This window comes from Streptomyces sp. NPDC099050 (genome assembly GCF_044759865.1).
GTDB lineage: Bacteria > Actinomycetota > Actinomycetes > Streptomycetales > Streptomycetaceae > Streptomyces.
Genome location: NZ_JBIWAE010000033.1, coordinates 25790 through 51424, shown reverse-complemented (window position 1 = coordinate 51424; position 25635 = coordinate 25790). Strand labels below are relative to the sequence as shown.

Below are 25635 nucleotides of genomic sequence, written 5' to 3'. Positions count from 1 at the left end.
GCAGTGGCTTTGACCCGGATCAGCCGTCCCCAGAACCGAAGGCGATGGGGCGGACTCGGAATGTCATGCCCGGGAGGCAGACGACAGCGCGGTCGGATCGACTCCGGAAAGCTCGATGATCCGGTGGGCCGGCACACCCGCGGCGAGCACTCGTCGCAACAGGACGTCCCTGTTGTCCTCACCCTCGCAGAAAGTAAGCAGTTCCTCCTCGACGCCCGCCACATGGTCCGTGGCCGCCGCACGACGGAGCCGCCGGCGAACAGTCAGAATGCCAAGCCGGACACCTCGCGGAAGCCGAGCGGGTAGACGGTTCCGGCCGGCGGAATCAGGCCCCGCCTCACCCTCCCAGCCGGGGGTGTCACCCACATGGTCAACGACGCGGACGATCCGCGAAGACGGCATGTGTGGCCGTCAGGAAGCCTCGCACGGTGTCTTGTTCGGCGGGGGCGAGGCCGTCGAGCACTTGGAGCACCCCGTCGATCAGCGGACCGAAGAACTCCCGGCCCAGTCGCGTCGCCGCCGGCTCCACGCGCAGCAAAATCCGCCTCCGGTCGCGCCCGTCGCGGATCCGCGCCACGTAGCCGAGCCGTTCCAGCCTGTCGATCACGGCAGTGGTGCCGGCCGAGTTGAGGCCCAGCCGGGCGCCCAGCAGCCCGGCTGTGGCCGGCTCGTCCGCGCGGGCCGCGTCGAGCAGGCAGATCAGGGCCCGTACGTCGGTGGCGTGCATCCCGTTGCGGACGGCGAACTCCGCCTGGCGCAGGCCGAACTCGACGGTCACCGCCCGCAGGAGGTGCACCAGCTGCAGGTTGTCGGGTTCCTGGTTGTCGTCCACAATGCCTCCGCCCACGATTTCTCGCTGAGCGAGATTATCGCCGATCGAAACATCGGAGCCCCGCCATGTCACCCGCCGCGTTCCGGACACGCTCCTTCCGCGCCGCCTACGACGCGGCGCTCGGCGAGTGGCCCAGGCCCGTCGAGTCCGTCGACCTACCCACCCCGTACGGGACCACCCGCGTCAACAGCTGCGGCCCGGCCGACGCCCCGCCGCTAGTACTGCTGCCCGGCGGCGGAGCCACCTCCCTCGTGTGGGGCGCCGTCGCCGCCGGGACCGCCCGCACGCACCGGATGCACGCCCTGGACCTGGTGGGCGACCCCGGACTCAGCGTCCCGGCACCCGGGCGGCCAATCCGCTCCGTGACGGACCTGGTCGACTGGCTCGACGCTGTCCTTGACGGGCTCGGCGCGCAGGGACCACTGACTCTCGGCGGCCATTCGTACGGGGCCTGGATCGCAGCCCACTACGCCGCCAGGGGCGCGGCCCGGCTCAGCCGCCTCATGCTGATCGACCCCACCCAGGTCTTCGCCGGCCTCCGCCCCGAGTATGTGCTGCGCGCACTACCCGTGCTGGTGCGGCCCACCCCGATGCGGCTCCGCTCATTCCTCGACTGGGAGACCCGCGGAGCCGCTCTCGACCCTGCCTGGCTGCGGTTGCAGGACGAGAGCGCCCACTTCCCCGCCCTCCGCCCCGTCACCGGACCGCGCCCCAACCTCACCGCGCTCGCGGCAGCGCCGGGCACGCGGATCGACGTCCTGTTCGCGGAGCGCGCCCGCTGCCACAACGCCGCCCGGGCAGCCCGGACCACCCGGGCGGCACTGCCGGATGCGCGCGTCGAAGTACTGCCGGGTGTCGGGCACCATGCGCTGCCACTGACGGCCGCCGGGGAGATCACCCCCCGGTTGTAACGGGGTGGCTCGTACGACGACGTGCCCAAGCTGCACCGCAGACCGCCCGCGCCCGCGCCGCCGGTAACGGCCGTGGTCGGGCTGTGGATCGGGGATCGGATACAGACCCGGTCCAGGCCGGGGCAGCGCAGGGCAGGGCAGGGCCAGTTGTTGGACGACGCTCTGCATGAGCACGTACGTGAAGGCTCGCGACGTTCCTGGTGGACATGAGCGTTGACCTTGGTATGCCATCTGATCCTGCTTCGTGTGCGACGACACGTTGAGCACGAAGGTCGTCGTACTCGTTGAAGTGGTCAGACGCGCTCGGTGGCGTGGCTGCAGCTCTTCTGGCCAATCACGTCATGAACCTTCGGTATCCAAGCGTTCCGCTGCGTCGAGCAGGTGGCTGGGCAGCTTCGAACTGGCTGCCAGCACCTCGATTCCGATGAGACGCCCGTCCTCGTCGAAGTCAAGGTTGATCATGCCCCCGACCTGCACGGGATCGCATGGGTACATGTGCGAGACCTTCGGTCGGGCTTGTGGATCGGTGAAGTACACATACGCTGCATTCACTGATTTGTCGTAGGTGACTCTGACATCCGCCATGGTCGGCACGCTCCCTATGATGTGGTTGATGTAGGTCATGTTGGCTGGGGCTCGCCCGGACTTACCTGAAGTCGCGAGCGGCCTTGACCATGTCGGTGATCCGGGTGGTGCTGCAACGGAGTTTGCGCGAGAGGCGCCGGTCCACGGACCGAAGATCGGTGGACGCAAGACGTACTTGTTCGCGTTCATCGACGACCACAGCCGGGCGATCGTGGGCCACCGGTTCGGGTTCGCCGAGGACACCGTCCGCCTGGCCGCAGCCCTGCGGCCCGCACTGTCTGCCCGCGGAGTCCCCGAATCGATCTACGTCGACAACGGGAGTGCCTTCGTCGACACGTGGCTGCTGCGAGCGTGCGCGTCGCTGGCCATCCGCCTCACGCACTCCAAGCCGGGACGCCCTCAGGGCAGGGGGAAAATCGAACGGTTCTTCCGCACCGTCCGTGATCAGTTCCTGGTCGAGCTCGATGAGGAACGTGTCGGTCAGATTGAGCATCTCGCCGAGCTGAACAGGCTTTTCACCGCGTGGGTGGAGACGGTCTATCACCGCACGGTGCACTCGGAGACGGGGCAGCCCCGATCGAACGGTGGCTGGGTTCGATTCCCCGGCCGCTGCCGCTGCCCAGCCCCGCTGATCTTCGGGAGGCGTTTCTGTGGTAGGAGTTCCGGACCGTGACGAAGACCGCGACGGTCAGCCTGCACGGCAACACCTACGAAGTCGACCCGATGCTGGTCGGGATGAAGGTCGAGCTGGTCTTCGACCCGTTCGACCTGACCGAGATCGAGGTCAGGACCTCGGGCAAGAGCGCGGGCAAAGCCGTCCCGCACCGGGTGGGCCGGCACACCCATCCGAAGGCGAGGCCGGAGACACCGCCGGAGTCGGCCCCGCCGACTGGAATCGACTACCTGAAGATCCTCGACGAGACGCACAAGGCGAACACCGCGAAGGGCATCAACTACTCGTCACTGATGGACGACGGGCGGGGACCGCGATGATCGACCGCGTTCAGGGGTATTTCGGTTTCACCCGTGTCCCCTTCGGCCGCAACCTGGCCCCGTCCATGCTCCACCAGCACCAGGGCCTTGACCCCGAATCCTGAACACGGGTTATGCGGCTGATGCCAGCGTAGTTGGTGGTGCTTCGAGTGCGGCTTCGTAGGTGATGGGGCTGCGGTGTCCGAGGCGGGAGTGTCGGCGTCGGGTGTTGTAGCGGTGGAGCCATCGGAAGGCGTCGAGTCGGGCCTGGCGCTCGTCCGGCCAGCTCTTTCGGCCCTGGAGCGTCTCTCGTTTGAAGGTCGCGTTGAAGGACTCCGCGAGTGCGTTGTCCGCGCTGGACCCGACCGCGCTCATGCTCCGTCGGACCCCTGCTGACCTGCAGGCTTCGGCGAAGGCCCTGCTCGTGTACTGGGCTCCGTGATCGGTGTGCATGATCGATCCGGCGAGACTGCCGCGGGTGCGGACCGCTGCCGCCAGGGCGTCGGTGACGCGGTCCGCGCGCATGGGGTCGGCGATCGCCCATCCGGCCAGTCGGCGGGATGCGAGGTCGATAACGGTCGCGAGATAGCAGAACTTTCCGCCGTCGATGGGCAGGTAGGTGATGTCGCCGACGTACTTCGTGTTCGGGCTTTCGGCGGTGAAGTCGCGGCCGATCAGGTCCGGTGCCTTGGCCGCGGCCGGGTCGGGGACGGTGGTGCGATGCCGGCGGCGCAGACGGACCCCTTCGATTCCGAACGTCCGCATGATCCTGGCGACACGCTTGTGGTTGACCGGCTCACCGCTGTCCTCACGGAGCTCGGCGGTGATCCGCGGGGCCCCGTAGGTGCCGTCCGATTCCCGGTGCACGGCCCGTATCCGGATGGCGAGGCGGGCGTCGGCTGCTTGGCGGCCTGCGCGGTCCACAGCCGTCCGGCGCCAGTAGGGCCTTGACCCAAGGCCGGGTAGTTAACGTTTTCGCAGGTCACGCAAGCCAGTTGAAAGATTTTTGACGCAGAGCAACGGAGCTCGTTGGTACAGGCAGTCGACCAAGACAGCTTGTCCCGAAGGAGCTCCGTTGCCCCACCATTGTGTCCTGCCATCTGCTCTGACGGCCATCACCCGAACGGTCACCGTGGCAGCGGGCCGGTTCGCTCCGGGCCATCTGGGGGAGCTGACCGCCGTCGTGCCGTTCGAGCTCGTGGACGCCGTCCTTGCGGAGACTCGGACGGTTCAGCGGAGGCTGCGTGATCTTCCATCGCGGGTCGGGGTCTACTTCCTGCTCGCGATGTGCCTGTTCCCCGAGGTCGGCTACCGGCTCGTCTGGGACAAGCTGACCGCCAGCCTGACCGGGATGCCGGTGCTCTGTCCATCGGCGAAGGCGTTGCGTGACCTGCGCCGGAGGCTGGGCAGCGCGCCGGTGCGGGCGTTGTTCGAGGTGCTGGCCGGGCCACTGGCCCAGCCGACGACCCCAGGGGTGCGGTTCGGTCCGTACCGGACGGTGTCGTTCGACGGCTGCAGTTCACTGAGGACTCCGGACTCGGAGGGGAACCGGGCCTGGCTGGGCAGGACCTCCCATCACGGCTACCCGACAGTGGAGTTGATGACGCTGATCGAGACCGGCACCCGTGCCCTGATCGGCGCGGTGTTCGGCCCCACCTCCGAGGGCGAGACAAGCTACGCCGGCCGACTGCTGCATCTGCTGCGGCCGCACATGCTCGTGCTGTGGGACAAAGGCTTCGACAGCAACGCCTTCCTCACAAAGGTGACCGAGACCGGCGCCCAGGTCCTGGGCCGGCTCCGCAGCAACCGGCGCACGCCGATCCTCACCCGCCTCGTCGATGGCTCCTACCTGTCGGTGATCGGCACCGTGAAATTACGGGTCATCGACGCTCAGATTGCCGTGACCTGCGCGGATGGCACATCCTTCACCGGGTCCTACCGATTGATCACAACCTTGACCGACGCCCGCCGCTACCCCGCCACCGCGCTGGTGGGCCTCTATCACCAGCGGTGGGAACACGAATCCGCCTACTACGCGCTCCGCCACACGATCATGAACGGCCGCAACTTGCGCTCGGGTGACCCCACAGGCATCGAGCAGGAGATGTGGTCCCTGCTCACCCTCTACCAGGCCCTGCGCACGGTGATGGTCGACGCCGCCGAATCCCTCCCCGGCACCGACCCCGACCGCTGCTCTTTCAGCATCGCGCTCCACACCGCCCGGGGCCAGGTGATCCAGGCCCCCGGCATCGTCACCACCGACGCCGATCGAGACGCCATCCTCGGGACGATCGGCCGCCGGATTCTGACTGGCCTGCTCCCTCACAGGCGGCAACGGCTCAGCACCCGGAAGGTCAAATCGCCGATGTCTCGCTACAGCACCCGCCACGACGACGGCAGGCCCGACACCAGCCGCACCGTCACCGGTCTCGACATCACCATCCTCGAGCCTTCGGAATCCCACCCTCAGCTCCCCGCCACCTCTCGCGACGACCGGAACACCGCCCCCACCGACCGCCGCCGTCACCGGATCCTGGCTCTGCTCGAAAAGGACCCGACCCGCCTCTGGCGCCCCCGTGACATCGCCTCCCACTTCGGCGACATCACCATGGAAACCATGTATCGGCAGCTCTCCAGATGGGCCGAGACCGGCCTCATCCACAAACTCGGCCCCGGCCTCTACGCCACCACGGCATGGACCCCGACACCCACTACGTGACCTGCGAAAACGTTAACTACCCGGCCTTGGGCCTTGACCCCGAATCCTGGACACGGGTTATGCGCCTGATGGCAGCGTAGTGGGTGGTGTTTCGAGTGCGGCTTCGTAGCTGGGACGATGCGCTCGCGGAATCGTTCTTCTCGACCCTGAAGATCGAGCTGGCCGACACCGACCCCTGGCTGAGCCGGGCTGCCGCACGCACCGCGATATTCGAGTGGATCGAGAGCTGGTACAACTTGCACCGGCTCCACAGCAGCCTTGGCTACCGCAGTCCCGCCGAATACGAGACCGCCCTCGCTGCCTGACCACCACACCAGAGGTGTCCGTCAGAGCGGAACAAGCTCAGGTGCTGGGTCAAGACGCCTGGCGTGCCACCGGGCTCGGATCCCCCGCCGACGTCAACGCCCCCCAACAAAAGATCGCTGACCTCGAACAGGGAATCGCCGGCCTCTCGGCGCGGCTCGGTCAACGAGACGATGATCTGGCAGCCTCGCGGGCCGCCAACCGCGAGCTGATGACCCAGCTCAACAACATCCACTCCCGACCCCGCTGAGCCCTAGGTTCCTTGCGGACGGGCCGCGTTGATGCGCAGGGGGCGCGGCTCTCAGGTGGTGATCTGCGGGCGCGCCGGGCTGAGGTAGTGGACGGTGCTCTGGGCGGAGTGCGCGCCCAGCAGGTCCTGCAGTTCGCTGGCTGCGGCCTTGAGGAGGTGTCCGTCGCGGGTGGCGTGGAGGGTTTCGAGGACGAAGGCGACGTGGGTGGAGTCTTCGGTGACGCGGGTGCGGTGGGCATCGCGGTGGTTCCAGTGCCGTGTGAGGACGTCGGTGGTATCGGTGTAGATGATCTCGCCAGGCTTGGGGTTCTCGACGGTGTCGGGTTCGCCGAGCGGCGTGAAGGTCTCGGTGCCGTCGGCGTAGCGGATTTCTACGTCGCCGGTGACGTGGTCGAGGTCGAAGGCGCCAGAGGGCAGGCCGTGGCGGACGGAGACGGTGTTGTAGGAGTCGACTGCCGGGTTGATCCGGGGCAGGGTGCCCTTCTTCGCTAGGCGGCGGCCGAGGGCGTCGACACTGGGTCGGATACGGCGGGGGTTGGTGCCGAACGAGCGGTAGGCGGCGTGCCATGCCTCGATGCGCGGATCGCTCTCATCGGCCGGCTGCCAGGCGCCGTCGGCGAGCTGCTGCTCCAGGTCCTGCTGGGCGGCGGCCGTGGCCGGCCAGGGCTCGTGGCCACGCAGGCCGGTGGCGGTAACGACGCCGATCAGGGTGTCCGGGAATGCTCCCGCGACGGCGGAACTGAGGCGGAAGGTGGTCATAGAGGGGGTCCTTTCCAGGATGGTGCGGGCGCGGGCGGGAAGGCGCGGGCGGGAAGGCGTGGTCGGGTCAGGCTTTCCAGGTGCCGAGGCGGTCCAGGCGGCGCAGTTGCTGGGTGGCGGTGGGCACGTCCAGGCGATTGCCGCGCTCGGTGAGCCGGCGGGCGATGTCGGAGCGCTGCTCGGCGGGTTTGTGGTCGTCGTACTTGAACTTCGCCCGGACGTCGATGACGTTCAGGCGCAGGCCGCGGATGCCGGGCAGCATCCGGCCGTAGGGGGTCTGGTCGGGGTCGATGGGTGCGTGGTCGCCGTCAGGCTGGAAGTGGGCCATCTGGCCGCGCAGCAGGGCGGCCTTGGCCTGGGGGTCGTCGATGATCGCGGCGTGGCAGGCGAACTGGATGGCCGTGTAGTAGCTGGTGGGGACGCCGTCGGTGGGCGGGACGTCGGGCTTGGCGCGCCAGGGGCCGGGGATGAAGGCGTAGTCGCTGGTGACGGTGAAGGTGACGTGCGGGTCGGTGTCGATCGCCGTCCAGACGGGGTTGGGGCGGGCGAGGTGGATCAGCAGGGTGCTGCCCTCCGCCGTGAAGTGGGTGGGCACGACGACGGGCGGCTGGCCGGGCAGGCCATTGACGCTGAGGATGCCGAAGTCATGGCCGTCGGCGATCCAGGTCTGCCATTCGGCGTCGTCGAGGGCGGCGTCCCAGGGCTGGATGAACATGCCGGGCTCCTTCCGGGGTGAGGGGTCAGGTGAGGGCGAGAAGGCTGACGGCGACGGCTGCCGTGCCAAGGCCGATCAGCTGCCCGCGGTGGATCCGCTCCGCGAGGACGCTGCGGGCGAGCAGCACGGTGCCGGCCGGGTAGAGGGCGGTGATCACGGCGACGACGGCCAGGTCGCCGCTGCGGGCGGCGAGCAGGAACAGCAGGTTCGCCACCGAGTCCAGCACGCCGGCCGTGGCCGACATCGCGTACGCGGGCTTCTCCGAGCCCAGGTGCCGGTGCATCAGCCCGGCCGCGGCCAGGATGACCGCGGAGGAAATGGCACGTCCGACGATCAGCGGGCCGACGCCGCTGTCCGCGGGCGCCTGGTGCAGGAAGACGAGCTGCAGCGCAATGGCGCCCCCGGCTCCGAGGGCCATCAGCAGCGCGGTGCGCGACGGGCGCGCGCTGCCGGCGCCGTGTCCGGCGCTGACCAGCACCACCGCCGCCAATGCCAGCGGCAGCCCGATCAGCCCGGCCACGCCCAGGTGCTCGCCCTGGAGCAGCCCGACGCCGACCGGCAGCATCGCCGAGATCAGCGCCGTGACCGGGGACAGCACGTTCATCGGGCCGATCGCCAGCGTGCGGTAGAGCAGGGCGAACGCGGCGGCCGACGCAACGCCGGACGCCGCGCCCCAGGCGAGGGTCGCGGGTGCGAAGGAGGCGCCGAGGAGGGGCCACAGCAGCAGTTCTACGGTCAGCGAGGCAGGGGCGGCGATCATCACGGTGCGCAGGACGTGGGCCTTGCGGGAACCGAGGCCGCCGAGGAAGTCGGCGCATCCGTAGGCCAGGGAACTGCCCAGGGCCAGCAGCAGAGCTATCACGTACATCCCTTACTATCAATGGAACGACTACACCGTACAACGCACCGACCGGAAGTTGTCAACCAAACGACCGGGTGGTGCATTGCACTGATCCATCCCTGGAGGGGTTACGTGATGGCCGAGACCGAGGCGGCGCTGCGAACGCTCGCGCACAACGTCCGCGCGGCCCGAACCCGCGCCGGACTCTCCCTGGACGAACTCTGCCGCCGCGCCAAGGTCAGCAAGGGGGCCTTGGCCGGGCTGGAGAAGGCGCAGGGCAACCCGAACTTCGCCACCCTGGTCCGCCTCGCCGACACCCTCGGCATCTCAGTGTCCGCACTGATGGAAGGGCCCGCCGAAGGCCGCGTCCGGGTTGTGACCGCAGATGCCGTCATGCCCCTGTGGAAAGGCGAACGGGGCAGCGAAGCCCGGCTCATGCTGACCACCTCGGGATCAGCCCCGGTCGAGGTCTGGCGCTGGACCCTGGAACCCGGCGAGGAATACCCCAGCCACCCCCACCAGGCCGGCGTCGTGGAGACCGTCAGCGTCACCGCCGGACAGATGGTGCTCGTCGTCGACGCCACCGAGCATCCCGTTACGGCTGGACAAACTGCCACCTTCGACGGCGACACCACCCACACCTACCGCGGCGCGGGCACCGAAACCTGCCACCTGATCATGACCGTCCACATCCCACCCGGCCCCGCGTAGCACTCCATCGTCCACGACACCTGTCGCGCATCGAACCGACCGCTGCCAAGCAGTTGGCCAGCACAAACGTCGCTTGGCCAGCGAGCACTTACCTTGCCAGCCCAACAGAAACGGCGTGGCAGCAGGCGGCCGGAGGTCCGCCGAGCGAGACCCGCGAGCAGCAGGCCCAGCTGAAGGACCTGAAGGAGATCCCGGACTCCCGCCGGTGGCAGGAGGGGCGAAGACGTGGAACTGGACGGCGCCATCGACTACTCCCTCAAACTGGACCTCAACGCCCCCGACCAGATCGCCGCCCTGCCCGCCCCGGCCCTGCTGGAGGGCCTTCGTGTGCGCATCGATCCGCGGCGGTCGGCCGAGGCGATGCGGATTCTCGGTGTGCGGCTGACGGACAGCGGACAGGACCTGGCCCTGCACGTGCGCCGAGGCGTCCTGGAAGCCGTCGAAGGCGTCCCTGAAGAGGCGGACGTGGTGATCGAGCTGACCAAGCCGGTCGTGCTGGGCATGGTCTACCGCAGCCTCTACGGCGCCTTCGCCCAAGCCGAACGGGCTGGCCAGGCCGCCGTCACCAAGGGCACCCTTCAGGAGGTCCAGGAGTTCCTCGCCTACTTCGACGACATCGACCCCGCCCCCATCCGCCTCTCCGACCGCTGACAGCAACGCGTAGCAGGCTGGTGACGGCAGTCCCTCAATCGCTGGGCGAGGCCGCCCTCGACATGCCCCGCCCACGCGCCAACTGGTTCGCCTGCTCCTGGCCTTCCTGAAGATCGGCCGACGGTTCACACAGCGGTCTGCGCCCGGCTCCGGGCGGGCGCAGGAACGCATAGCGGCCCAGGAAGTTGATGTGGTCGAACTGAAGCGGTGACAGGCGGGCCAGGAGGTCGTCGGTGACGGGGAAGCCATCGCCAGCGAGCTGCTTGGCCGCACGGTCGAGGTAGAGGCTGTTCCATAGGACGACAGTGTTCAGGGCGAGGTCGAGCGCCCCTGGCTGGTCCTCCATCCCTTCGCGGTAGTGCTGGCGCAGTTCGCCGCGCTGCCCGAAGAAGATCTTCCGGGCGAGGCGGTGGCGGGCCTCGGTGATGCCCCAGTGGGCATGGACGCGGTCCAGGCGCACAGTGTGCCGGGAGGCTTTCGGCGGTGGTGTGGGTGCGCCACAAGCGGGCGTCGCCGATATCGGCGATCCGGGGGAGAACTGGTAGCCGCAGATCGCGAAGAGCCCGAACACGATGTCGGAGTACGGAGCAGTATCCGTGATCGCGGTATGCGGCCTCGGGCCACCGTCCCGGTTGTGGAGCGCGTCCAGGATGAACAGGGAGTCCCGCAACGTACCCGGGACGACGACGCCACCGAGGCCCATGACCTGGTCGTTCACTGGCGAAGTGCCGGTATTTGAGAGTTGCGGTATTCGCCCGTCCGGCGAGGTCCAGGGCGGTGCCCCCTTTGGCTGCGGTTCCTCACGAAAGCAGCTGCGCGCCGCTTCACGGTGACGGGGCAGGTCCGGGTCATGAGTCGTGCATCCCACCGGCCCCGCACGCTTGCGGGCGGTCACCACTACATCCGTCGCGATCCTCACCGACTCGACCACGACCGCGTCGAGCTGCGGTAACAACCCCTAACCTCGCCGTTTCTTCACCGATAACGTCCCCGGTCCAGGTCACCGGTCGCCGAGAACCCGCACCACGCGGACGTCGACCGTGAACGGGCTCCGCCGGCTCTCGGTGAACTCACCGGCGTCCCCAAGCGCCGGGGCCTGCCAGCGCACGGTCGAGGTGGCCGTCGCCGTACCGGCGTGCCGACCAGAACGTGGAACCCCGCCGAAACGGCTACGGCAAGATGGCTCAAGTGAGCGAATCAACTGAGCAGGTGCAGACCACAGATCGTCTCTGGCAGGAATTCCGCCAAGAGCCGTTCCCCGACAGCCTGCGACATGCCGCCTTCGGCGTCACAGACGTGTGGCTCCTCGAGTTTGGCATCGCCGGCTGCGTTGTTCGCTGGCTCGACAACAGCGGCCCTCTCGACTCGAAGAACAGCAAGGACCTGGTCACCGCCCAGTAGGGCATCGCGGGCGTCTGCGGGGCGCAGGCTCGTTTCTGCAATCCGGCGGCCCGCGCGGGTGAGTTATCCGCCGAAGGCCTTTCGGGGCGGGTGTCGGGCCCGCTATACCCCAGTACGGTTGATCACGATGGCCGCTCGGACCTCGCCATCGTCGCCACCATCCGCTCCAGGCGGGCCAGCCGGGTCTTCGAGGTGCGGGCGGTGACGAGGCTGAGATACAGGGCGAACTGGTCGGACTTGCCGAGCGTCTCGTAGAACGCCCGCGCCACCGGGTTCACCTCGAGGGCCTCGACGAGATCCGGCGGTGCGGTGGCGTTCTTCTGCGAGGCGTACGCCGTCGCCCAGCGACCGTCCGCACGCGCCGCCTCGACCTCCGCGAGGCCGCGGGGGCGCATCCGGCCCTCGGCGATCAGGGCCTCGGCCTTGTCGACATTCACCTGCGACCAGGGCGAGCGGGGGCGGCGGGGTGTCGTGCGCTGCAGGAAGTACGTGTCGTCGAAGCCGCGCCGCAGACCGTCGATCCAGCCGAAGCAGAGCACCGTGTCGACCATCTCTTCCCAGGTGAGCGACGGGATGCCGGTATGCTTCTTGGCGATCTTCACCCAGAGCACGGTCCGCTCCCCGTGATGCTCGTCGAGCCATGCCTCCAGCTCGGCCGGGCTCGCGGGGACAAGAATCTCGACGCCGTCCTCGTATTTCTGCATAGACCACAGGCTAGAGGCCATATAGGACAGATTCCGACCTACTACCGACCTGCACAAACACCCGAAACCGCGAAATGACGCCTCGGTGGTTTTAGACCCAGACGTCATCCGCATCACTCAGACAATTCCCCAACCAACCCACAACAACCCCAGGCCAAGCAGCACCTGACGCCGCGCAGCCGTTCTCACATAGACCTTCAACATCCCAGCTCACCGAAATTTCCGATACCCCGACCACCCTCCCCCTCGGCGACACCAAGGCCCCAGGCAATCCCAGATCCCGCGCCGATCACCGCATGCCGAAACGATCACTGAACCCGCACGTCAAGGCCCCTCCATCGACCACTAACCCCACAGCCTCAAATCCCAAAAGCTCACTAGATCCCCAGTTCAGCGCCTCACCCAGCCAGTGAGCTTCTTCGATGTGGCCACCGATCGGGTGACGGTCCGTGAAGCGAAACGAGCGAGGCCCCCGGGCTGTCGATCGAGATGTCTCACGTCTCAATTACGTTGATCCAGCGTCTTACGGACTCCCCCGGAACCGGCCACTTCCCCCGTTCCGGTTGAGGAGTTCTCGTGGGTCAGGCGGCTGATCCGCCCCGATGGCGCTAACGTCGTGCGCGGCTCCGGTGCCTTTGAGCGGTGACACCGCTCGGCCGGCCGGGCCTGCGCCTACGTACGTGTTCCGCACCCAGAACCGACGACGCAAGGGGAATCGATTCCATGACCGTCACAGCAGCACGCCGCACCATGTCACCGCGTCGCTCCGCCGCCCGCACGGTGGCCGTGGCGGCCCTGTCCGCCGCCGCGCTCCTCGGCGGCGGCCTCACGGCCCAGGCCGCCGCACCCGCCCGCACGACGGGCGCGGCCGTGGAGCTCGCGCCGGCCGGTGCGCTTGCCACCCAGTGCTACTACAGGGTCAACGCCAGCGGCGGTCTGCTGATCCGCAGCGGTCCCAGCACCAGCTACTCGGTCGTCGGGTCCTACGCCAACGGCTCCACGATCCTCGCGTCGGCGTCCACCACCAACGGCTTCCGCAAGGTGGGCACCAACCGCTGGGTCTCCTCGGCGTACACCGTCCGCATCACCAGCTATCCCTGCGAGTGACAGGGACCCGCGCCGAGGACACCGTTCCCCAGCCCTTCAACGGGCCGCCGGCCGCCGGAAATCCCTCCGGCGGCCGGCGGCCTGTCCGCTACCTCCGACCGGCCTCCGACCGGCCTCCGGATTCATCACTGAGCTGCTTCAGCGTTGCAGCTCCAGTGTGAGGACGGCCTTGGCGATTGTCGTCATGCGGTTGGGACGACATCGGGACCTGTGGAAGATCCGCCAGGACTTCAGGCGGGCGACGCCGCGTTCGACGGGTGCCCGTGTGGCGGCCAGGGCACGGTTGCGGGTCTTCTCAGTGGGGGTCAGTTCCTGCAGGGGCCTGCGTTCGATGCCCGTGGTCAGCCACGGACCGGCGCCCTGGTGGGCGACATCGGCCACGATGGGAACGTCTTGGCGTTCGCATATGCGGATGATCCAGTGGGTGCGGGCGGCGGTCAGGTCGTGAGTGCGGCCCAGCAGGGCGGGCGAGAGCCACAGCAGCCGGCCGCCGGGATCGGTGACGACCTGCACGCTCACGCCGTGGCGCCGGTGCTTGTGAGAGTAGTCGGCCCGGCCGTCGCCGACCCAGTGCCACCATCGCGCGATGCGACGGACGGAGCTTGCAGCGCCGGTCACCCTCACGGGTGACGATCAGCATGGTGACTCACTCTACGAGTGCGTGCGGCAGGTCGATTGCGGCAGGATGGACGACCAACGAGGCCCCCGAGCAGAGTAATTGAGACGTCAGACATCCCGATCAACAGCCCGGGGGCCTCGCTCGTTTCGTTTCACGGACCGTCACCCGATCGGTGGCCACATCGAAGAAGCTCAGTGATCACCAACGGATTTGGCACAGTGGGCGCGCAGTTGCGCGAGGGGGCGGGGCCTTCTGCTTGGGCGGCCGGGTCGTGTGGGCTGCTACTGAACTTGATCGGGTGAAGTCGGAGCTGTTCGCCTGACAGTTGGGTGTCCGCACCGGTAGCCCTGGGGTGTGAGGTACGCGCAGGGTGGCGGGCTTACCGACGCCGAGAGCTACGCGGGAGCGGTTACGGCTCCAGGCCGTGAAGCGTTTCGAGGGCGGGCAGAAGAACCCGGAAATCGCCGCCGCCCTGCGGATCAGCGTGCGGTCGGTCGAGCGGTGGCGCCGGGCCTGGCGCGAGCTGGGTGAGACGGGAGTTCTGTCGAAGGGATCCCCGGGAAGAGCTCGGCTCAGTGAAGCCCAGATGGCCAGGCTGGCCCGGGAGTTGGAGCGTGGCCCGCTTGCCCACGGCTGGGCAGACCAGCGGTGGACGCTCGCACGGATCAAATCGCTGATCGGTCGGCTGTTCCATGTCTCCTACACAGTCGAGGGCACCTGGCGACTGCTGAAGCGGCACGGCTGGAGCTGGCAGCAGCCCGCTCGGCGGGCGATTGAGCGCGACGACGCTGCGGTCGAGGTGTGGAAGAAGGAGACCTGGCCGCGGGCAAGAGGACCGCGGCGGAGCGCGGTGCCTGGATCGTCTTCGTGGACGAGGCTGGGCAATCGATGACTCCGCCGCGTGCCAGGACCTGGGGGCGGATCGGACAGACCCCGGTCGTGAGAGTCCGGGGCCGGGGCTCGGGGCGGGTGTCGATGGCGGGCATGGCCTGCTACAAGCGGAGCGAACGGTCCCGGCTGATCTACACGATCCGCGAGTGCCGGGGCCGCAAAGACGAACCGAAAGGCTTCAGCTGGCGTGACTTCCGCGACCTAACCGTCCGCGCCCGCAGCAAGCTCGGCGGCCCGATCGTGCTCGTGTGGGACAACGTCCGCCTGCACCTGACTGCGGGCATGCGGGAGTTCATTGCCGCGAGCGCCGATTGGCTCACCGTGTTCCAGTTGCCCACCTACACGCCGGACCTCAACCCGACCGAGGGCGTCTGGTCGCTGGTCAAGCGCGACATCGGCAACCTCGCCGCGGCCGACCTCGGCCAGATCACCCGCCCGGTGTAACGCAGGCTGAAGATGCTGCAGTATCGACCAGAAATCATCGACGGCTGCCTCGCCGGCGCCTGTCTGCCTCTCAACGCGTGATCGGCAAGAAGATGCCGTGCCCTTGGCCGTACCTTGGAATTCGATTGCCGCAGGCCCATCGGGTGCGCAGATACTGAGGCATGAGCAGACTCGCTGAGGTCATCGTGCTGGCACGGTTCGCGGACGAGGTGATGGAACCCCTAACACGGCCGGACGACTCGCGCGACTGGGGAGGCCACTTCGAGCGGCTCTACCAGGTCGACGGGTGGGTGAAGGAGTTCAACCGTTCGCGATCCGGCCTGTTTCGACACCTGGAGTCCCTGGCGTGGCCGAACCCGGCGAGCGTGCAGGTACTCATCCATGACGAGGAAGACGACTGCTTCGGGCTGTGGATGATCCAAGACGGCGTGCTGACCGAGGTGCCCCTTCCTGGCCATAGGCGTCTACACCCTCCCGCGCCGACCACTGAGGAGTACCCACCCGCGCCGAGCCTGCTGTGGCGAACGGAAACGACCGTTCCGCCCGGCTTCTCCACCGAGCGCCAGGATCCACGCCCGGTCTGGTAGGGCTCACTCATCCACCCAGATCTCCGGTCATGACCCGAAGACAGCCGACATCACGGATTCAAGTTCAGTATCCGCATCAGTTCCACCCGGGCCCGCTCGGAGACCGCGGGCAGGTACTTCAGCTCTCCGTCATCGTTCACGGCGGTGACGTACTCGGTCTCCCACTCGATGCCGTCCTTGCCGTACCGGATGACCGCAATCTCGTCCTCGATCCACTCCAGCCCCCGCTCGATCGCGCGCTCGTGCGCGGGCTCGATCCCCCGGCCGGGTCTCGTCATCACCCAGCGCCCACAACAAGTAGATCGCCGGCTGCGGCCGGAAGACGAGAGCGAACCCGGTGACCGTCACCCGGCGTCCGAGAGCGCCGGCCCTCGCTGCCGCCTTCGGGGACTTCCCCGCGGCGAGCTCTTGGGCGTCGATCTGGTCCGCGTAGGGGTGTCGTCCTCGCTCCCCGAAGAGATTCCGCAGCTGCTGCTCGGTGACCGCCTCCCCCGCCGACAGACCGAATACGGTCAGGCCGCGGCCCATCCATCGCCCTGGCCGGGACACCCGCCTCCTCCTGCGCCTTGCGGAGGGGTGTACGCGTTGGACTGCGGCCGTCACCGACGACGACCTGGCGCAGGTAGCAGCGGTATATCTGACCGGCTCGAATGATCGCGATATCCATCATGGAGACCACGCCACACGGCCCTGATCTGCAAGAAGAGACCGATCAGCCCTATGTCCCGCCAGGCGGGAGCAGCGGCCGAACTTTGTTCACCGGCGCCCGCCAGACGGGAAGCGGCCCCGAGCCGGAAGCATCGGGTGGGGCCAGGCCCGCACCATGCTGCTCGAGGCCGTCGCACGCCACCACCATGCTCAGCTGCTCGCCGCCATCGTCGAGCTCGGCGGTGAGCTGGAGTTCCCAGCTACCCGTAGCGGGTGCTTCAGGGGCGCGGTCATCCCAGAAGGCTGCGCGGTCAGCGCCGGCCGCCGCCGATGCGGCGGTCGTCGGCCAGTGCGGTCAGCGGGCCGAACTCGCGGGCAAGCTCGTTCCACGTCAGAACCTCGCCACAGCGGGCCGGGAACTCCTTCGGGTTGAACTCGGGCATGCTCCAGGTGCCAGTGCCCCGGTCCCGCAGCCACAGGTCCCCGTCACCGTCGACCACAGTCGGCGGGACCGGTACGGGCTCGGCCTGATCTGTGGGCTCCCAAGTGACCCGGCCCGGGTGGGAAGCGCGGCGCAGCTCGGTGGTGGCCAGCCGCGCGGCCAAGTCACGGGTTGACTCTTCGGCGTCTTTGACCGACGCGAGTCGGAATGCGTCGTCAAGTACGGGCAGGGCTGGATTCTTGCTGCGCTTCGAACTCATACGCTGACTACCTCCGGTGGGGGGCGTCACATCCGATATGGCACCCCGTAGAGAACACGATATCCGAGGCGGGAGCCGGGCCGGCCACTACCACTGCCCAGGTGGAGGCGCTGGCACACCGGGCGGTGGGGGTAGGCGGTGAGCTGGTCCTGGACGTGGCGCAATCCGTGGTGGTAGCGCTCAGATATGGCGGTCCGGGTCTGAGAAGGTGATTCCGCCGGGGGCGAGCGGACGTCGGGCCGGGGCGGCTACGGGCTCGGGCTCGGTCTCGCCGGGCGGCTGGCGGAAGTCGGCGCCCTGCTCGAGCGGCATCAGCCGGCGCCCACCCGCCTGGGCGGGTACGGGAGCGTCGGATGCGGGTTCGGAGAAGACGGGCAGCGAGAGCGGTCGATGGTCGTTCATGATCCCTAGTCTCCCAGGTCCGGCCCTGCGGGTAGGGCCAGGCCGCTATGGCCAGGCCGCTATCAGCGGTGACAGTGCTCAGGCCCGGCCAGCAGGGCCAGGCTGGTTGTTTCAGGTCACCAGAACAGAGCGGTTAAGCCACTGCCACCGCCGGTGAACCGGCCCGTTCCGCCGAGGCCGGGCGGCACACTGCGCGGGTGACCACGACCCCGCCTGAACCGGGTTCTCCGTGCCATCCCAGGCACCCGGGACCCCGGAAGGAGTCAAGCGGCAGGTCCTCTCGCCTGGGGCCCAAACATATACGAAGATCCCGAAGGTCAGCCAATGCGCTCACCTGAGCCGAAGCTCAGTAGTTGTCAGCGGGAGAGCCGGATGACGTGGCGCGCGGGACCGAATGAAGCAGCGTGGTTGTCACCAACAAGGCACGCGGCTTGTCACACATGCTCATGCAGCAGCCCCTCTGCCGCGAGTACCGCGGCTGGCTCCGGTCACGAGAGACACTGCCCGTCGACTACGGCACCAGTGATCATTCCACTGTCCGTAAGAAGATCACTGTGCCCAGGCAGAGGAAGATCCCGCACAGGAAGACCGCGATGAAGAGCGTGATGGCGACACGAGGAACCCGGGTCCGCCGGCGGCACTGACATCAGCAGCGCCTGCTCCCTTCGTGCGCGGGGATGATCCCGCTGATGCCCGGTTCCACGAACCGCTCGCAGGCTGCGTCCGATCGCCGACGAGGCCATCCATCGCTGGTGCGCCTGGCGGACTACGGCGAGGGGGCTTCTGCGTCCCTTGGCCGCAAGCCGCAGGCCCGCAAGCCGCAGGCCCGCAAGCCGTGGGCCGCGGGCCGCAAGCCGCCGACCAGCGCACGGCGGCGGGCTCCCTCTGCGAGCAGGGTCGGCGCGGACGCACGGCCCATGAGGCTGCTTGGGGGGAGCCCGTCCGGCGGGCCGAGGGTCCGTTCGAGCGGATTCCGTTGCTGCCGGGTAGCGCCCCAGCGCCCTTTTCGTCCTCTTGACGATATGGACACATCCCATTATCGTCGCATTGACGAAATGAAGGGGGTTCGCCATGGCCGACATCACCCGGCGCTTCGGCTGGCGTCATCTGCGCTCCGCGCCCACCACCCACATCCGCCACCACAAGCGCGGAAAACTCGTCCACGACGGGCTGGGGCTCAGTTTCTGGTACCGGTCACTCTCAGCGGCGCTATCTGAAGTCCCGGTCGACGACCGGGAGCTGGCCATGGCATTCCACGCCCGTACGTCCGACTTTCAGGACGTCACCGTGCAGGCCACAGTCACCTACCGGATCAGCGACCCGGCCGAAGCCGCGGCCCGACTCGACTTCTCCGTCGACCCTGACACCGGGAGCTGGCGCGGAGCCCCCTTGGAACAGATCGCCACCCTCCTCACCGAAACCGCTCAGCAGCACACGCTGGACGTACTGGCCCGGACTCCGCTGGCGGTCGCTCTGGTGGACGGCGTCGCCTCCGTGCGGGGGAGCGTCACCGCCGGTCTCACCGCCGAGCCCAGACTCCCGGCCACCGGCATCGATGTGGTGGCCGTGCGGGTCGTGGCGATCCGCCCCGAGGCCGAGGTGGAGCGCGCCCTGCGCACCCCGGCCCGCGAGCAGATCCAGCAGGAGGCGGACAGGGCCACCTATCAACGGCGAGCCGTCGCCGTCGAGCGTGAGCGTGCCATCGCCGAGAACGAGCTGGCCAGTCAGATCGAACTGGCCAGGCGCGAAGAGCAGCTGATCGACCAGCGCGGCACCAACGCCCGCCGCGAGGCCGAGGAGAAGGCGGTGGCTGACGGCATCCGGACCGATACCGAGGCCACCCGCAAGGTCTGCCTGGCCCGCGCGGACGCCGAGGCGGCGCGCGAGACGGGCGCGGCGCGCGCCGACGTTCAGGCAGCCTGGCTGCGCGTGCACGACGAAGCCGGCCCGGGCACGCTGCACGCCCTGGCAGCGACCCGGTTGGCGGAGAACCTGCCGCGGATCGAGAGCATCACTCTCTCTCCTGACGTCCTCACCGGGCTCCTCGCCAGGCTCGGACGCCCGGAAGGCGGCACGGGCGCGTGAGCCTGGCCCCAAGGGCGGTGCTCGTGCACCGAAGAACCGAGTACGAGGAACTGCTCGCCCGGCACGGGACACACGGGCAGGCCGCGTTCTTCCTTTCCGGCCGGGGCCGGTCGATCGACGAGGTGGTCCGCCGCCACGAACGCACGCGGCAGGCGCTGCGGGAGGTAGGGGCGGCGGTGCCGCTTACCTGGCGCAGCTCCCGGGTCGAGCGAGCGGACCTGGACCGCTTCCTGTTCGCCCCGGAGGACGTGGTGGTCGTGGTTGGCCAAGACGGCCTGGTCGCCAATGCCGCGAAGTATCTGCGCGGACAGCCGGTAGTGGGCATCGACACCGACCCGGGGCGAAACCCGGGAGTCCTGGTCCGTCACCGCTGCGCCGACGCGGCTGCGCTGCTGCGCGCGGCAATCGCTGGAGGCCGGGCAGAGGAGCTGACCATGGTCGAGGCCGTCGCCGACGACACCCAGCGTCTCCTGGCACTGAACGAGATCTACCTGGGCTCGCATGGTCACCAGACGGCCCGCTACCGCCTGGGTTCCGACGGCGACAGCGGCCCTGGTGAGGCCCAGGCATCTTCCGGGGTGCTGGTGGGCACAGGCACCGGCGCCACCGGCTGGCTGCGTTCCCTGTGGCTGGAGCGCGGCAGCTCCGCAGGGCTGCCCGCACCCTGCGAGCGGCGGCTCCTGTGGTTCGTGCGGGAGGCCTGGCCCTCTCCCGCGACCGGTACGACGAGGGTCGCCGGGGAGCTGGGGCGGGGTCAGGGGTTGCAGCTGACCGTGGAGTCGGACCGGATCGTGGTATTCGGCGATGGGATGGAGAGCGATGCGCTGGAGCTGACCTGGGGCCAGAGCGTACGGCTGGGCATCGCTGGAACATCGCTGCACTTGGTGACGTGAGCGTCCTGCCCCAACCGGCTGTCGCCACCGCAGACCCCACCAACGCTGTCGTCCGCACGAGGTTGGAGGTGCTGGAAGACGTTGCCCCACCGATCCAGACGGTGACGGCGACGAACGACCGGGACCCCGCCCTGGTCTGGTACGAGGCTCTCCAAGAGCAACGCATTGAGGGTCGGTGGCCGAGACCGTGGTGCTGTACGCGCGGTCGGCATGACCGTGACCTCGCCATGGATGGACCTCGCCGTGGATGGACCTCACCCTGACCGCGCGGCGGGACCTGCCGCCGGTCAGGGTGCTGGCAGGGGACGCGGTGATCAGGACCGTCTACGGATACTTCGCCGCCCGGCAGAAAGACGGCGTATTCGACCAGCTCAACGACCTGCTCCGCCGTCTGGTCCGCGAGGCCGCAGGCCGGGACGCCGAACCGGGCGCGTGCGTGCTGGACGCCCAGAGCGTCAAGACATCCGCCAACGTCCCGGCCACCGGCCAGGGCATCGACGCTGGCAGAAGATCGCAGGCTCCGAAGCCCTGATCCGCATCGCGATGATCGACCTCATGAGCCACAGACTCACACGAGAATCGACTCCGAACTGGAAGGACTCATAGCCGACGGGCCACGCTGACACGCGCGTCCTCGCCCCTCATTGCCTGCGGCCAGCGGCCATCGATGGCACCCGCCGCTTCCCGGCAGGCGCCGCAAGCGTTCTCCCGCGCCGGCTCCCGCTTGTGGTCGAATGACGGCGACATGCCGTCTTCCTGGAGCCCGCACAGCGCTCTGTCGGAGCTGGCGAAGGCGTGGGACAAGTCGGTGGGAACGCTGCTGTCCGTGACCGCCAGGTCCCATCGCATCTCCACGGGTGAGTAAGGCGGCCGCGCAACCTCGAACCACTCAGCACCCAAATAGGTGGTGGCGTGGCACCAGGAACAGGACCAGATCTCCGAATAGGTCACTGCTGGCAGCGCCCGCCATCTCCACATCGCCCGTTCACACACATCGCAGTCCACCGGCGCATCCTCACACGCCTCCGTACGTGGACCCAGTCCGCTGACACCGTGCGGCTTACCCAACACTCCGGCCGGGACAGAGCGCTCTTTACGGGATAAAACACTCTTTGAGCGAGAAGCGGGTCGCACGGGCGGTTCCGCCGCTCGCCCTACGCACCAGTGGGCTGTCACACTCGGACCCCAAGGGAAGTTGGCGCGAGGGGGGCGCGTTGTTCATAGCCGGGGGGCTGCCACCGTTGTGGCTGTGGGTTGTCACTGTGCCCTCCTTGGTGTTGTTCCTCATCGTGCTGATTTTGGTCCGCGCTGTGATCCGCGCTGTGATCGAAGCCACGGACCCTCCGCGCTCGGCACCGGCCCACAGGTCCACGCGCCCTCCCCGCCCGGTTCACGCCCCCAAGGCCGTCAGCCAGGTCTCTGCCTGGGAGAAGGCAGAACGCGCTAGGCGGAACGAGGACAGGGACAGACGGAAAGACGCCGCTCAGCGCATGTATGCGCACCCGGACTGGCCCGATCTGCTGTACCGCTCGGTCCTTGAATGCCTGCTGAGCGAGAAGAACCCGCAGCGCGTTCACCGATTCTCGTTCGAACTCGACGGCTTCAGCATCGGCCCGACCAGGGATCAGGTCAACGAGGCCCTGGAGCGGTGCCGGCGCGAGGGACAGGCCATCTACGACAACAGCCGCAGGCACCAGCCCGGCGACCTGGACTTCACCTGCTGGCGGCTCACCACCCGTGGGCGCCGCTTGGCCGAGGAACACGGAGGGGACATGGAGCGGATGAACGAAGCCGAAAAGCAGCGGCCCACGATCGACGCTCGCGGAGCTGGGATCGTCGCCGGAACGATCTCCGGTGGCATTCAGCACGCGACGGTGAACAACAGAATCGGCAAGCCACTGCCCGACGGCGTCGACCTCGCCGCCGTACAGGAGCTCCTCGCGCATCTGTACCAGGCCCTCGCTGCCACCGACAACGAAACGCTGACACAGCTCACCCGCGAGCGCGCCGAGGACGATGTACGGCAGGTCTCCCGCGAACTCGAAGCACCCGAGAACCAGCGTGACCCGGGCCGCGTGGCCCAAGCACTGAGCCGGCTGAGCCTCACCCTGGCCGGAGTCGACGGCCTACTCGGAGTCGTAAACGAGATTGCCGACCGCCTCAAGGACTGGTTCTGACCAGCCACACCTGAGCTTGGCCAGGCGGACCGACCTGTCGTCCGCCGGCCGGCGGACGACCTCTCGCGGTACCGGTGCGGCGGTCTCTGTCGGGCCGTGACTGTGGCAAGACCACCAGCTCCTCCCCCAGCTAGGCCCCTGACTCGGGAAGAGCTCTTGCGAGCCGCGGACCCACAGCGTCGGAGAAGTTGGCGGCGGATTGATCTCGGCTGGGAGAGACAAGCACGGGGGCGCGCGGCGCGCCCCCGTGATGGTTGCAGCGCTGCTGGAGTATCAGGTCAGGGACACCCCCTGGTCAGCGAAGAACTCTGCGAACTCTGCGAACTCGGCCGCGGGCAGGGTCGCGGTTCGGGCCTGTTCGGTGTGGCCGGAGGGGTCGCGGAAGTACTGCGTGTCGCCATGTCGGCCGGTGACGAGGACGAGATGCCCGCCCTTGCCGGGGGCCGGGCTTTCGGGGCGGCGGATCTCCTTGTGGACGGAGGTCATCACGAGCCGTCCGGAGTCGAGCATGGCAAGGAGGTCGGGCACCGTAAGGGACGGGTGCACCTCGGCTTCAACCCGGGGGTGGGCGTCTGCGACGTACTGGGCGAACGGGGCGTAGATCCCGTCCGCGGATCGCGCCGGTGTCCGCGTCCTCGGTGTAGGCGCCGCACTTCCGGGCGCCGCAGGTCGCGACGGTCACGGCCGGGGCTCCGTCGCAGTAAATCCGGCATTTACTGCGGCAGTTGCGAATGCGTCCCCGGGGAGGGGACTGCCAGCGCCCGTCGCGGACCAAACCCGGCGCCAGGCTTTTTGCCTGGGTCATGCCCCAGGTCCTCCGTCACGGGCAGGCACTCGGCGAGCAGGTCGACGACGTCGAGCCAGGCTCGCCGCGCGTGCTGTGGGTGGTAGGCGACACCGGGGACCGTGGGGTGGTCGACCGGTGGGTGGTGGAAGGCGTGCGAGGCGCCGCCGTAGACCGTGAGGCGCCAGTCGACGCCCGCGGCCTGCATCTCGGCGGTGAACGCGTTCCGTTGCGCGGGCGGCATGATCGGATCTTCCGACCCGACCCCCGCCCACACCGGGCAGCGAATGCGCGCCGCCTCGCCCGGTCGGCCCGTGGTAGTTGCGTTGACTGTCCCGATGGCGAGCAGGTTGACGCCGCCGCGCCCGAGTTCCAGCGCGATGGCACCCCCGGTGCCGTAGCCGATGGCGGCGATCCGGTCGGGGTCGGTCCGCGGTTCGGTGCGCAACACATCGAGTGCCGCATGGCCGATGCCCCGCATCCGGTCGGGGTCGGCGAGCAGCGGCAGGCAACGGGCCAGCATCTCCTCGGGGTCGCCCAGATAGCGCCCGCCGTGAAGGTCGAAGGCCAGCGCTACGTATCCCAGCTCGGCGAGAGCATCGGCCCGGCGGCGCTCGACGTCGCTGAGTCCCATGCCCTCTGGTCCGAGCAGCACCGCGGGCCGGCGGTCGACGCCGGCCGGCAGCGCGAGGTGCCCGATCATCGTCAAACCGTCGGCCTGGTACTCGACCGTACATGTCGCGATCGTCGTCATGAGACTGGACTGTAATGATCGTCGAGCCCTGTTCGGCCGGTGTTCTGCCGCTGGCAGAACGGCGCGACGTGTGCGCCCGCGTACCTCAGTCTCGCCCCATGCCCGTCGGTGCCGACACGCCCCAGCCGAGCCCGCTGGGCACTGCCCATCCGCTCTCCGCTCTCCGTTCGCACCTACGAAGCCACGGACCCGGCTGACGCCCAGTGACTGCAGTCCCCGCAACACCCCCTGAACAGCAACAACACCAGGGCACAGTCTCTCTCGCACCACTGCCACCAAACCGAGAGATCGCACACTGGATGCCGGATGACGGCCCGGTATGAACAGGCACGCCTAAGGCAGCCAGCCGTGCCCACGGGGGGGCGTTGGGCGTCAGCTGCTCGGTCACCTCGTGACAGCCATGACCACTACGGGTCGGCAGCCTGAGCAGGGACACCCGTCGCGTCCTGGCTGCCACCCACCCAGTGTCAACGCCGTACCCATTCACAGTGAGCGCGGACCAAGGCGGCAGGAAGGAACCCAAGGAGAAGGCGGCGAGTAGGACACCCACACCGCGCCACGCGCCTCTGGTTCCCGTAATCGCGGGTGCCGGACAGAGACCATGGCAGGCATGACCACTGAGCATCCTGCCGAGCGGGGCGGCACCGGGCGCGACTTGTTCGCCGCCTTCTCCGAGCGGGCATCGAACGTCACCAGTTCACCGCTGTTCTCCGCCCTGTGCGTACTCCTGCTCCTCGGCATGCTCGCCATGCACCTTCTGCACCTGCCAACGCCCTGGCTGATCTTCGCGGGAGACGTCGTAGCGGCCGGCAGCCTGCTGCTGCTGGCTCTGCTGACCAACACCGAACGGCGTGACGCGCGCGCGGTGCAGCGCAAACTAGACGCCATCGCGGCGGCAATGCTCGAACAACGCGAGGGCACGACCCACACAGCAGCCGACGAACTGCGGCGAGTCATCGGCATGGAAGAACAGCAGTAGCCGGGCCCGGGCCACCGAAGACGCCCGCGGCACCCGCTTCCGGGCAAGGAGCAGCCGGCTCTCCAGACCGGTACGCAGGCCCTTGGCTTTGACGGTCTGATTCGATTCAGGCACGGACTCCGTGAAGGTGACCAAGAACCGGTTACGTTCTGCAGTCGGGCGGATTGAGCCGCAGTTGGTCGTCGTCGCGTAGATGGTCGGGGTGGCTCG

Annotated in this window: 30 protein-coding genes and 4 pseudogenes; 18 read left to right on the top strand and 16 right to left on the bottom strand. The window is 68.4% G+C overall.

What is annotated here, in order from left to right; translation table 11 throughout:
* Nucleotides 1-63: 63 nt before the first annotated feature.
* Both ACIQV3_RS36415 and ACIQV3_RS36410 read right to left on the bottom strand, forming a co-directional pair.
* Nucleotides 64-402 (bottom strand): DUF6003 family protein, encoded by a 339-nt coding sequence (locus ACIQV3_RS36415; protein ID WP_403720377.1) that lies wholly within the window; start codon nucleotides 400-402, stop codon nucleotides 64-66.
* The gene (locus ACIQV3_RS36410; RefSeq protein WP_403720375.1) at nucleotides 371-832 is read right to left on the bottom strand and encodes a MarR family winged helix-turn-helix transcriptional regulator; all 462 of its coding nucleotides are present in this window, start codon (nucleotides 830-832) and stop codon (nucleotides 371-373) included. The genes ACIQV3_RS36415 and ACIQV3_RS36410 overlap by 32 nt, the downstream gene beginning before the upstream one ends.
* 65 nt (nucleotides 833-897) lie before the next feature.
* Here ACIQV3_RS36410 and ACIQV3_RS36405 point away from each other — a divergent pair, with 65 nt between their 5' ends.
* Complete coding sequence (locus tag ACIQV3_RS36405; protein WP_403720373.1) at nucleotides 898-1743, top strand: alpha/beta fold hydrolase; 846 nt, start codon at nucleotides 898-900, stop codon at nucleotides 1741-1743.
* A gap of 339 nt (nucleotides 1744-2082) precedes the next feature.
* On the opposite strand, the gene ACIQV3_RS36400 is transcribed toward ACIQV3_RS36405, so the two are convergent.
* The gene (locus ACIQV3_RS36400; RefSeq protein ID WP_403720372.1) at nucleotides 2083-2367 is read right to left on the bottom strand and encodes a DUF2283 domain-containing protein; all 285 of its coding nucleotides are present in this window, start codon (nucleotides 2365-2367) and stop codon (nucleotides 2083-2085) included.
* Here ACIQV3_RS36400 and ACIQV3_RS36395 point away from each other — a divergent pair.
* Nucleotides 2366-3001 carry a DDE-type integrase/transposase/recombinase gene (locus tag ACIQV3_RS36395; RefSeq protein WP_403720370.1) on the top strand — a complete coding sequence of 212 codons (636 nt, stop codon included), beginning with the start codon at nucleotides 2366-2368 and terminating at the stop codon, nucleotides 2999-3001. The genes ACIQV3_RS36400 and ACIQV3_RS36395 overlap by 2 nt on opposite strands.
* Nucleotides 2998-3321, top strand: a complete 324-nt coding sequence (locus ACIQV3_RS36390; RefSeq protein WP_328965548.1) for a Mu transposase C-terminal domain-containing protein — start codon at nucleotides 2998-3000, stop codon at nucleotides 3319-3321. The genes ACIQV3_RS36395 and ACIQV3_RS36390 overlap by 4 nt, the downstream gene beginning before the upstream one ends.
* A gap of 111 nt (nucleotides 3322-3432) precedes the next feature.
* Here the strand turns inward: ACIQV3_RS36390 and ACIQV3_RS36385 are convergent.
* Nucleotides 3433-4239 (bottom strand): annotated as a pseudogene (locus ACIQV3_RS36385) (IS3 family transposase); the annotation flags it as partial.
* A gap of 193 nt (nucleotides 4240-4432) precedes the next feature.
* Between ACIQV3_RS36385 and ACIQV3_RS36380 the strand changes: the two are divergent.
* The 3 genes from ACIQV3_RS36380 (at nucleotide 4433) to ACIQV3_RS36370 (ending at nucleotide 6572) form a co-directional block, all read left to right on the top strand.
* Nucleotides 4433-6019, top strand: coding sequence for an IS4 family transposase (locus ACIQV3_RS36380; protein ID WP_403720366.1), 1587 nt, complete (start codon nucleotides 4433-4435; stop codon nucleotides 6017-6019).
* Nucleotides 6020-6114: 95 nt separating this feature from the next.
* Complete coding sequence (locus ACIQV3_RS36375; protein WP_403720363.1) at nucleotides 6115-6324, top strand: integrase core domain-containing protein; 210 nt, start codon at nucleotides 6115-6117, stop codon at nucleotides 6322-6324.
* Nucleotides 6325-6365: 41 nt separating this feature from the next.
* Nucleotides 6366-6572 (top strand): hypothetical protein, encoded by a 207-nt coding sequence (locus ACIQV3_RS36370; RefSeq protein WP_403720360.1) that lies wholly within the window; start codon nucleotides 6366-6368, stop codon nucleotides 6570-6572.
* A gap of 51 nt (nucleotides 6573-6623) precedes the next feature.
* On the opposite strand, the gene ACIQV3_RS36365 is transcribed toward ACIQV3_RS36370, so the two are convergent.
* The 3 genes from ACIQV3_RS36365 to ACIQV3_RS36355 form a co-directional block, all read right to left on the bottom strand.
* Nucleotides 6624-7331: a B3/4 domain-containing protein gene (locus ACIQV3_RS36365; RefSeq protein ID WP_403720358.1), complete on the bottom strand. Its 708-nt coding sequence runs from the start codon at nucleotides 7329-7331 to the stop codon at nucleotides 6624-6626.
* 67 nt (nucleotides 7332-7398) lie between these two features.
* Complete coding sequence (locus ACIQV3_RS36360) at nucleotides 7399-8046, bottom strand: FMN-binding negative transcriptional regulator (protein WP_403720356.1); 648 nt, start codon at nucleotides 8044-8046, stop codon at nucleotides 7399-7401.
* A gap of 25 nt (nucleotides 8047-8071) precedes the next feature.
* Complete coding sequence (locus ACIQV3_RS36355) at nucleotides 8072-8908, bottom strand: EamA family transporter (protein WP_403720404.1); 837 nt, start codon at nucleotides 8906-8908, stop codon at nucleotides 8072-8074.
* A 114-nt stretch (nucleotides 8909-9022) separates the two neighbouring features.
* On the opposite strand from ACIQV3_RS36355, the gene ACIQV3_RS36350 reads away from it, so the two are divergent.
* The gene (locus ACIQV3_RS36350) at nucleotides 9023-9598 is read left to right on the top strand and encodes a helix-turn-helix domain-containing protein (protein ID WP_403720354.1); all 576 of its coding nucleotides are present in this window, start codon (nucleotides 9023-9025) and stop codon (nucleotides 9596-9598) included.
* A gap of 225 nt (nucleotides 9599-9823) precedes the next feature.
* A complete protein-coding gene (locus ACIQV3_RS36345) occupies nucleotides 9824-10249 on the top strand; it encodes an alkyl sulfatase C-terminal domain-containing protein (RefSeq protein ID WP_403720350.1) in 426 nt (141 codons plus the stop codon).
* A 34-nt stretch (nucleotides 10250-10283) separates the two neighbouring features.
* On the opposite strand, the gene ACIQV3_RS36340 is transcribed toward ACIQV3_RS36345, so the two are convergent.
* Nucleotides 10284-10967 (bottom strand): Tn3 family transposase, encoded by a 684-nt coding sequence (locus ACIQV3_RS36340; protein ID WP_403720348.1) that lies wholly within the window; start codon nucleotides 10965-10967, stop codon nucleotides 10284-10286.
* 470 nt (nucleotides 10968-11437) lie between these two features.
* Here ACIQV3_RS36340 and ACIQV3_RS36335 point away from each other — a divergent pair, with 470 nt between their 5' ends.
* A complete protein-coding gene (locus tag ACIQV3_RS36335) occupies nucleotides 11438-11650 on the top strand; it encodes a hypothetical protein (RefSeq protein ID WP_403720346.1) in 213 nt (70 codons plus the stop codon).
* Between the two features lie 122 nt (nucleotides 11651-11772).
* On the opposite strand, the gene ACIQV3_RS36330 is transcribed toward ACIQV3_RS36335, so the two are convergent.
* Nucleotides 11773-12354: a YdeI family protein gene (locus ACIQV3_RS36330; RefSeq protein ID WP_403720344.1), complete on the bottom strand. Its 582-nt coding sequence runs from the start codon at nucleotides 12352-12354 to the stop codon at nucleotides 11773-11775.
* A gap of 723 nt (nucleotides 12355-13077) precedes the next feature.
* On the opposite strand from ACIQV3_RS36330, the gene ACIQV3_RS36325 reads away from it, so the two are divergent.
* Nucleotides 13078-13461 carry an SH3 domain-containing protein gene (locus ACIQV3_RS36325; protein ID WP_403720342.1) on the top strand — a complete coding sequence of 128 codons (384 nt, stop codon included), beginning with the start codon at nucleotides 13078-13080 and terminating at the stop codon, nucleotides 13459-13461.
* A gap of 138 nt (nucleotides 13462-13599) precedes the next feature.
* Here the strand turns inward: ACIQV3_RS36325 and ACIQV3_RS36320 are convergent.
* A pseudogene (locus ACIQV3_RS36320) lies at nucleotides 13600-14101 on the bottom strand (transposase family protein).
* Between the two features lie 403 nt (nucleotides 14102-14504).
* Between ACIQV3_RS36320 and ACIQV3_RS36315 the strand changes: the two are divergent.
* The 3 genes from ACIQV3_RS36315 (at nucleotide 14505) to ACIQV3_RS36305 (ending at nucleotide 16002) form a co-directional block, all read left to right on the top strand.
* Complete coding sequence (locus ACIQV3_RS36315) at nucleotides 14505-14972, top strand: winged helix-turn-helix domain-containing protein (RefSeq protein ID WP_403720340.1); 468 nt, start codon at nucleotides 14505-14507, stop codon at nucleotides 14970-14972.
* Nucleotides 14969-15415, top strand: a complete 447-nt coding sequence (locus ACIQV3_RS36310) for a transposase (RefSeq protein ID WP_403720338.1) — start codon at nucleotides 14969-14971, stop codon at nucleotides 15413-15415. Before ACIQV3_RS36315 ends, ACIQV3_RS36310 begins: the two co-directional genes overlap by 4 nt.
* Nucleotides 15416-15576: 161 nt before the next feature.
* Entirely contained in the window at nucleotides 15577-16002 is a 426-nt protein-coding gene (locus ACIQV3_RS36305) for a hypothetical protein (RefSeq protein WP_403720335.1), read from the top strand.
* Nucleotides 16003-16052: 50 nt separating this feature from the next.
* Here ACIQV3_RS36305 and ACIQV3_RS36300 read toward each other — a convergent pair whose 3' ends face one another.
* The 4 genes and pseudogenes from ACIQV3_RS36300 to ACIQV3_RS36285 all read right to left on the bottom strand — a co-directional run bounded on the left by ACIQV3_RS36300 (nucleotide 16053) and on the right by ACIQV3_RS36285 (nucleotide 17753).
* Entirely contained in the window at nucleotides 16053-16280 is a 228-nt protein-coding gene (locus ACIQV3_RS36300) for a hypothetical protein (protein WP_403720407.1), read from the bottom strand.
* Nucleotides 16281-16326: 46 nt separating this feature from the next.
* Nucleotides 16327-16530 (bottom strand): annotated as a pseudogene (locus tag ACIQV3_RS36295) (hypothetical protein); the annotation flags it as partial.
* Between the two features lie 431 nt (nucleotides 16531-16961).
* Entirely contained in the window at nucleotides 16962-17351 is a 390-nt protein-coding gene (locus ACIQV3_RS36290; protein ID WP_403720333.1) for a hypothetical protein, read from the bottom strand.
* A gap of 180 nt (nucleotides 17352-17531) precedes the next feature.
* A complete protein-coding gene (locus ACIQV3_RS36285) occupies nucleotides 17532-17753 on the bottom strand; it encodes a hypothetical protein (RefSeq protein ID WP_403720331.1) in 222 nt (73 codons plus the stop codon).
* 1071 nt (nucleotides 17754-18824) lie between these two features.
* Here ACIQV3_RS36285 and ACIQV3_RS36280 point away from each other — a divergent pair.
* The 4 genes and pseudogenes from ACIQV3_RS36280 to ACIQV3_RS36265 all read left to right on the top strand — a co-directional run bounded on the left by ACIQV3_RS36280 (nucleotide 18825) and on the right by ACIQV3_RS36265 (nucleotide 22908).
* Nucleotides 18825-19838 (top strand): SPFH domain-containing protein, encoded by a 1014-nt coding sequence (locus ACIQV3_RS36280; protein WP_403720328.1) that lies wholly within the window; start codon nucleotides 18825-18827, stop codon nucleotides 19836-19838.
* Complete coding sequence (locus ACIQV3_RS36275) at nucleotides 19835-20731, top strand: hypothetical protein (RefSeq protein ID WP_403720324.1); 897 nt, start codon at nucleotides 19835-19837, stop codon at nucleotides 20729-20731. The genes ACIQV3_RS36280 and ACIQV3_RS36275 overlap by 4 nt, the downstream gene beginning before the upstream one ends.
* A 247-nt stretch (nucleotides 20732-20978) precedes the next feature.
* Nucleotides 20979-21242, top strand: a pseudogene (locus tag ACIQV3_RS36270) (IS5/IS1182 family transposase); the annotation flags it as partial.
* Nucleotides 21243-22002: 760 nt separating this feature from the next.
* Complete coding sequence (locus ACIQV3_RS36265) at nucleotides 22003-22908, top strand: hypothetical protein (RefSeq protein WP_403720322.1); 906 nt, start codon at nucleotides 22003-22005, stop codon at nucleotides 22906-22908.
* Between the two features lie 273 nt (nucleotides 22909-23181).
* Here the strand turns inward: ACIQV3_RS36265 and ACIQV3_RS36260 are convergent, their stop codons facing one another.
* Nucleotides 23182-23418 (bottom strand): hypothetical protein, encoded by a 237-nt coding sequence (locus ACIQV3_RS36260; protein WP_403720320.1) that lies wholly within the window; start codon nucleotides 23416-23418, stop codon nucleotides 23182-23184.
* Between the two features lie 203 nt (nucleotides 23419-23621).
* Nucleotides 23622-24446, bottom strand: a complete 825-nt coding sequence (locus tag ACIQV3_RS36255) for a dienelactone hydrolase family protein (protein WP_403720318.1) — start codon at nucleotides 24444-24446, stop codon at nucleotides 23622-23624.
* Between the two features lie 610 nt (nucleotides 24447-25056).
* Here ACIQV3_RS36255 and ACIQV3_RS36250 point away from each other — a divergent pair.
* Nucleotides 25057-25425: a hypothetical protein gene (locus tag ACIQV3_RS36250; RefSeq protein WP_403720315.1), complete on the top strand. Its 369-nt coding sequence runs from the start codon at nucleotides 25057-25059 to the stop codon at nucleotides 25423-25425.
* Nucleotides 25426-25635: the final 210 nt, after the last annotated feature.

Coding starts and splice junctions, on each gene's coding strand:
- ACIQV3_RS36280 (WP_403720328.1), top strand. CDS start 18,825: ATGGCCGACATCACCCGGCGCTTCGGCTGGCGTCATCTGCGCTCCGCG.
- ACIQV3_RS36285 (WP_403720331.1), bottom strand. CDS start 17,753: ATGAACGACCATCGACCGCTCTCGCTGCCCGTCTTCTCCGAACCCGCA.
- ACIQV3_RS36255 (WP_403720318.1), bottom strand. CDS start 24,446: ATGACGACGATCGCGACATGTACGGTCGAGTACCAGGCCGACGGTTTG.
- ACIQV3_RS36415 (WP_403720377.1), bottom strand. CDS start 402: ATGCCGTCTTCGCGGATCGTCCGCGTCGTTGACCATGTGGGTGACACC.
- ACIQV3_RS36400 (WP_403720372.1), bottom strand. CDS start 2,367: ATGACCTACATCAACCACATCATAGGGAGCGTGCCGACCATGGCGGAT.
- ACIQV3_RS36350 (WP_403720354.1), top strand. CDS start 9,023: ATGGCCGAGACCGAGGCGGCGCTGCGAACGCTCGCGCACAACGTCCGC.
- ACIQV3_RS36310 (WP_403720338.1), top strand. CDS start 14,969: ATGACTCCGCCGCGTGCCAGGACCTGGGGGCGGATCGGACAGACCCCG.
- ACIQV3_RS36305 (WP_403720335.1), top strand. CDS start 15,577: ATGAGCAGACTCGCTGAGGTCATCGTGCTGGCACGGTTCGCGGACGAG.
- ACIQV3_RS36395 (WP_403720370.1), top strand. CDS start 2,366: ATGTTGGCTGGGGCTCGCCCGGACTTACCTGAAGTCGCGAGCGGCCTT.
- ACIQV3_RS36290 (WP_403720333.1), bottom strand. CDS start 17,351: ATGAGTTCGAAGCGCAGCAAGAATCCAGCCCTGCCCGTACTTGACGAC.
- ACIQV3_RS36360 (WP_403720356.1), bottom strand. CDS start 8,046: ATGTTCATCCAGCCCTGGGACGCCGCCCTCGACGACGCCGAATGGCAG.
- ACIQV3_RS36405 (WP_403720373.1), top strand. CDS start 898: ATGTCACCCGCCGCGTTCCGGACACGCTCCTTCCGCGCCGCCTACGAC.
- ACIQV3_RS36365 (WP_403720358.1), bottom strand. CDS start 7,331: ATGACCACCTTCCGCCTCAGTTCCGCCGTCGCGGGAGCATTCCCGGAC.
- ACIQV3_RS36325 (WP_403720342.1), top strand. CDS start 13,078: ATGACCGTCACAGCAGCACGCCGCACCATGTCACCGCGTCGCTCCGCC.
- ACIQV3_RS36300 (WP_403720407.1), bottom strand. CDS start 16,280: ATGACGAGACCCGGCCGGGGGATCGAGCCCGCGCACGAGCGCGCGATC.
- ACIQV3_RS36250 (WP_403720315.1), top strand. CDS start 25,057: ATGACCACTGAGCATCCTGCCGAGCGGGGCGGCACCGGGCGCGACTTG.
- ACIQV3_RS36330 (WP_403720344.1), bottom strand. CDS start 12,354: ATGCAGAAATACGAGGACGGCGTCGAGATTCTTGTCCCCGCGAGCCCG.
- ACIQV3_RS36260 (WP_403720320.1), bottom strand. CDS start 23,418: ATGCTCGACTCCGGACGGCTCGTGATGACCTCCGTCCACAAGGAGATC.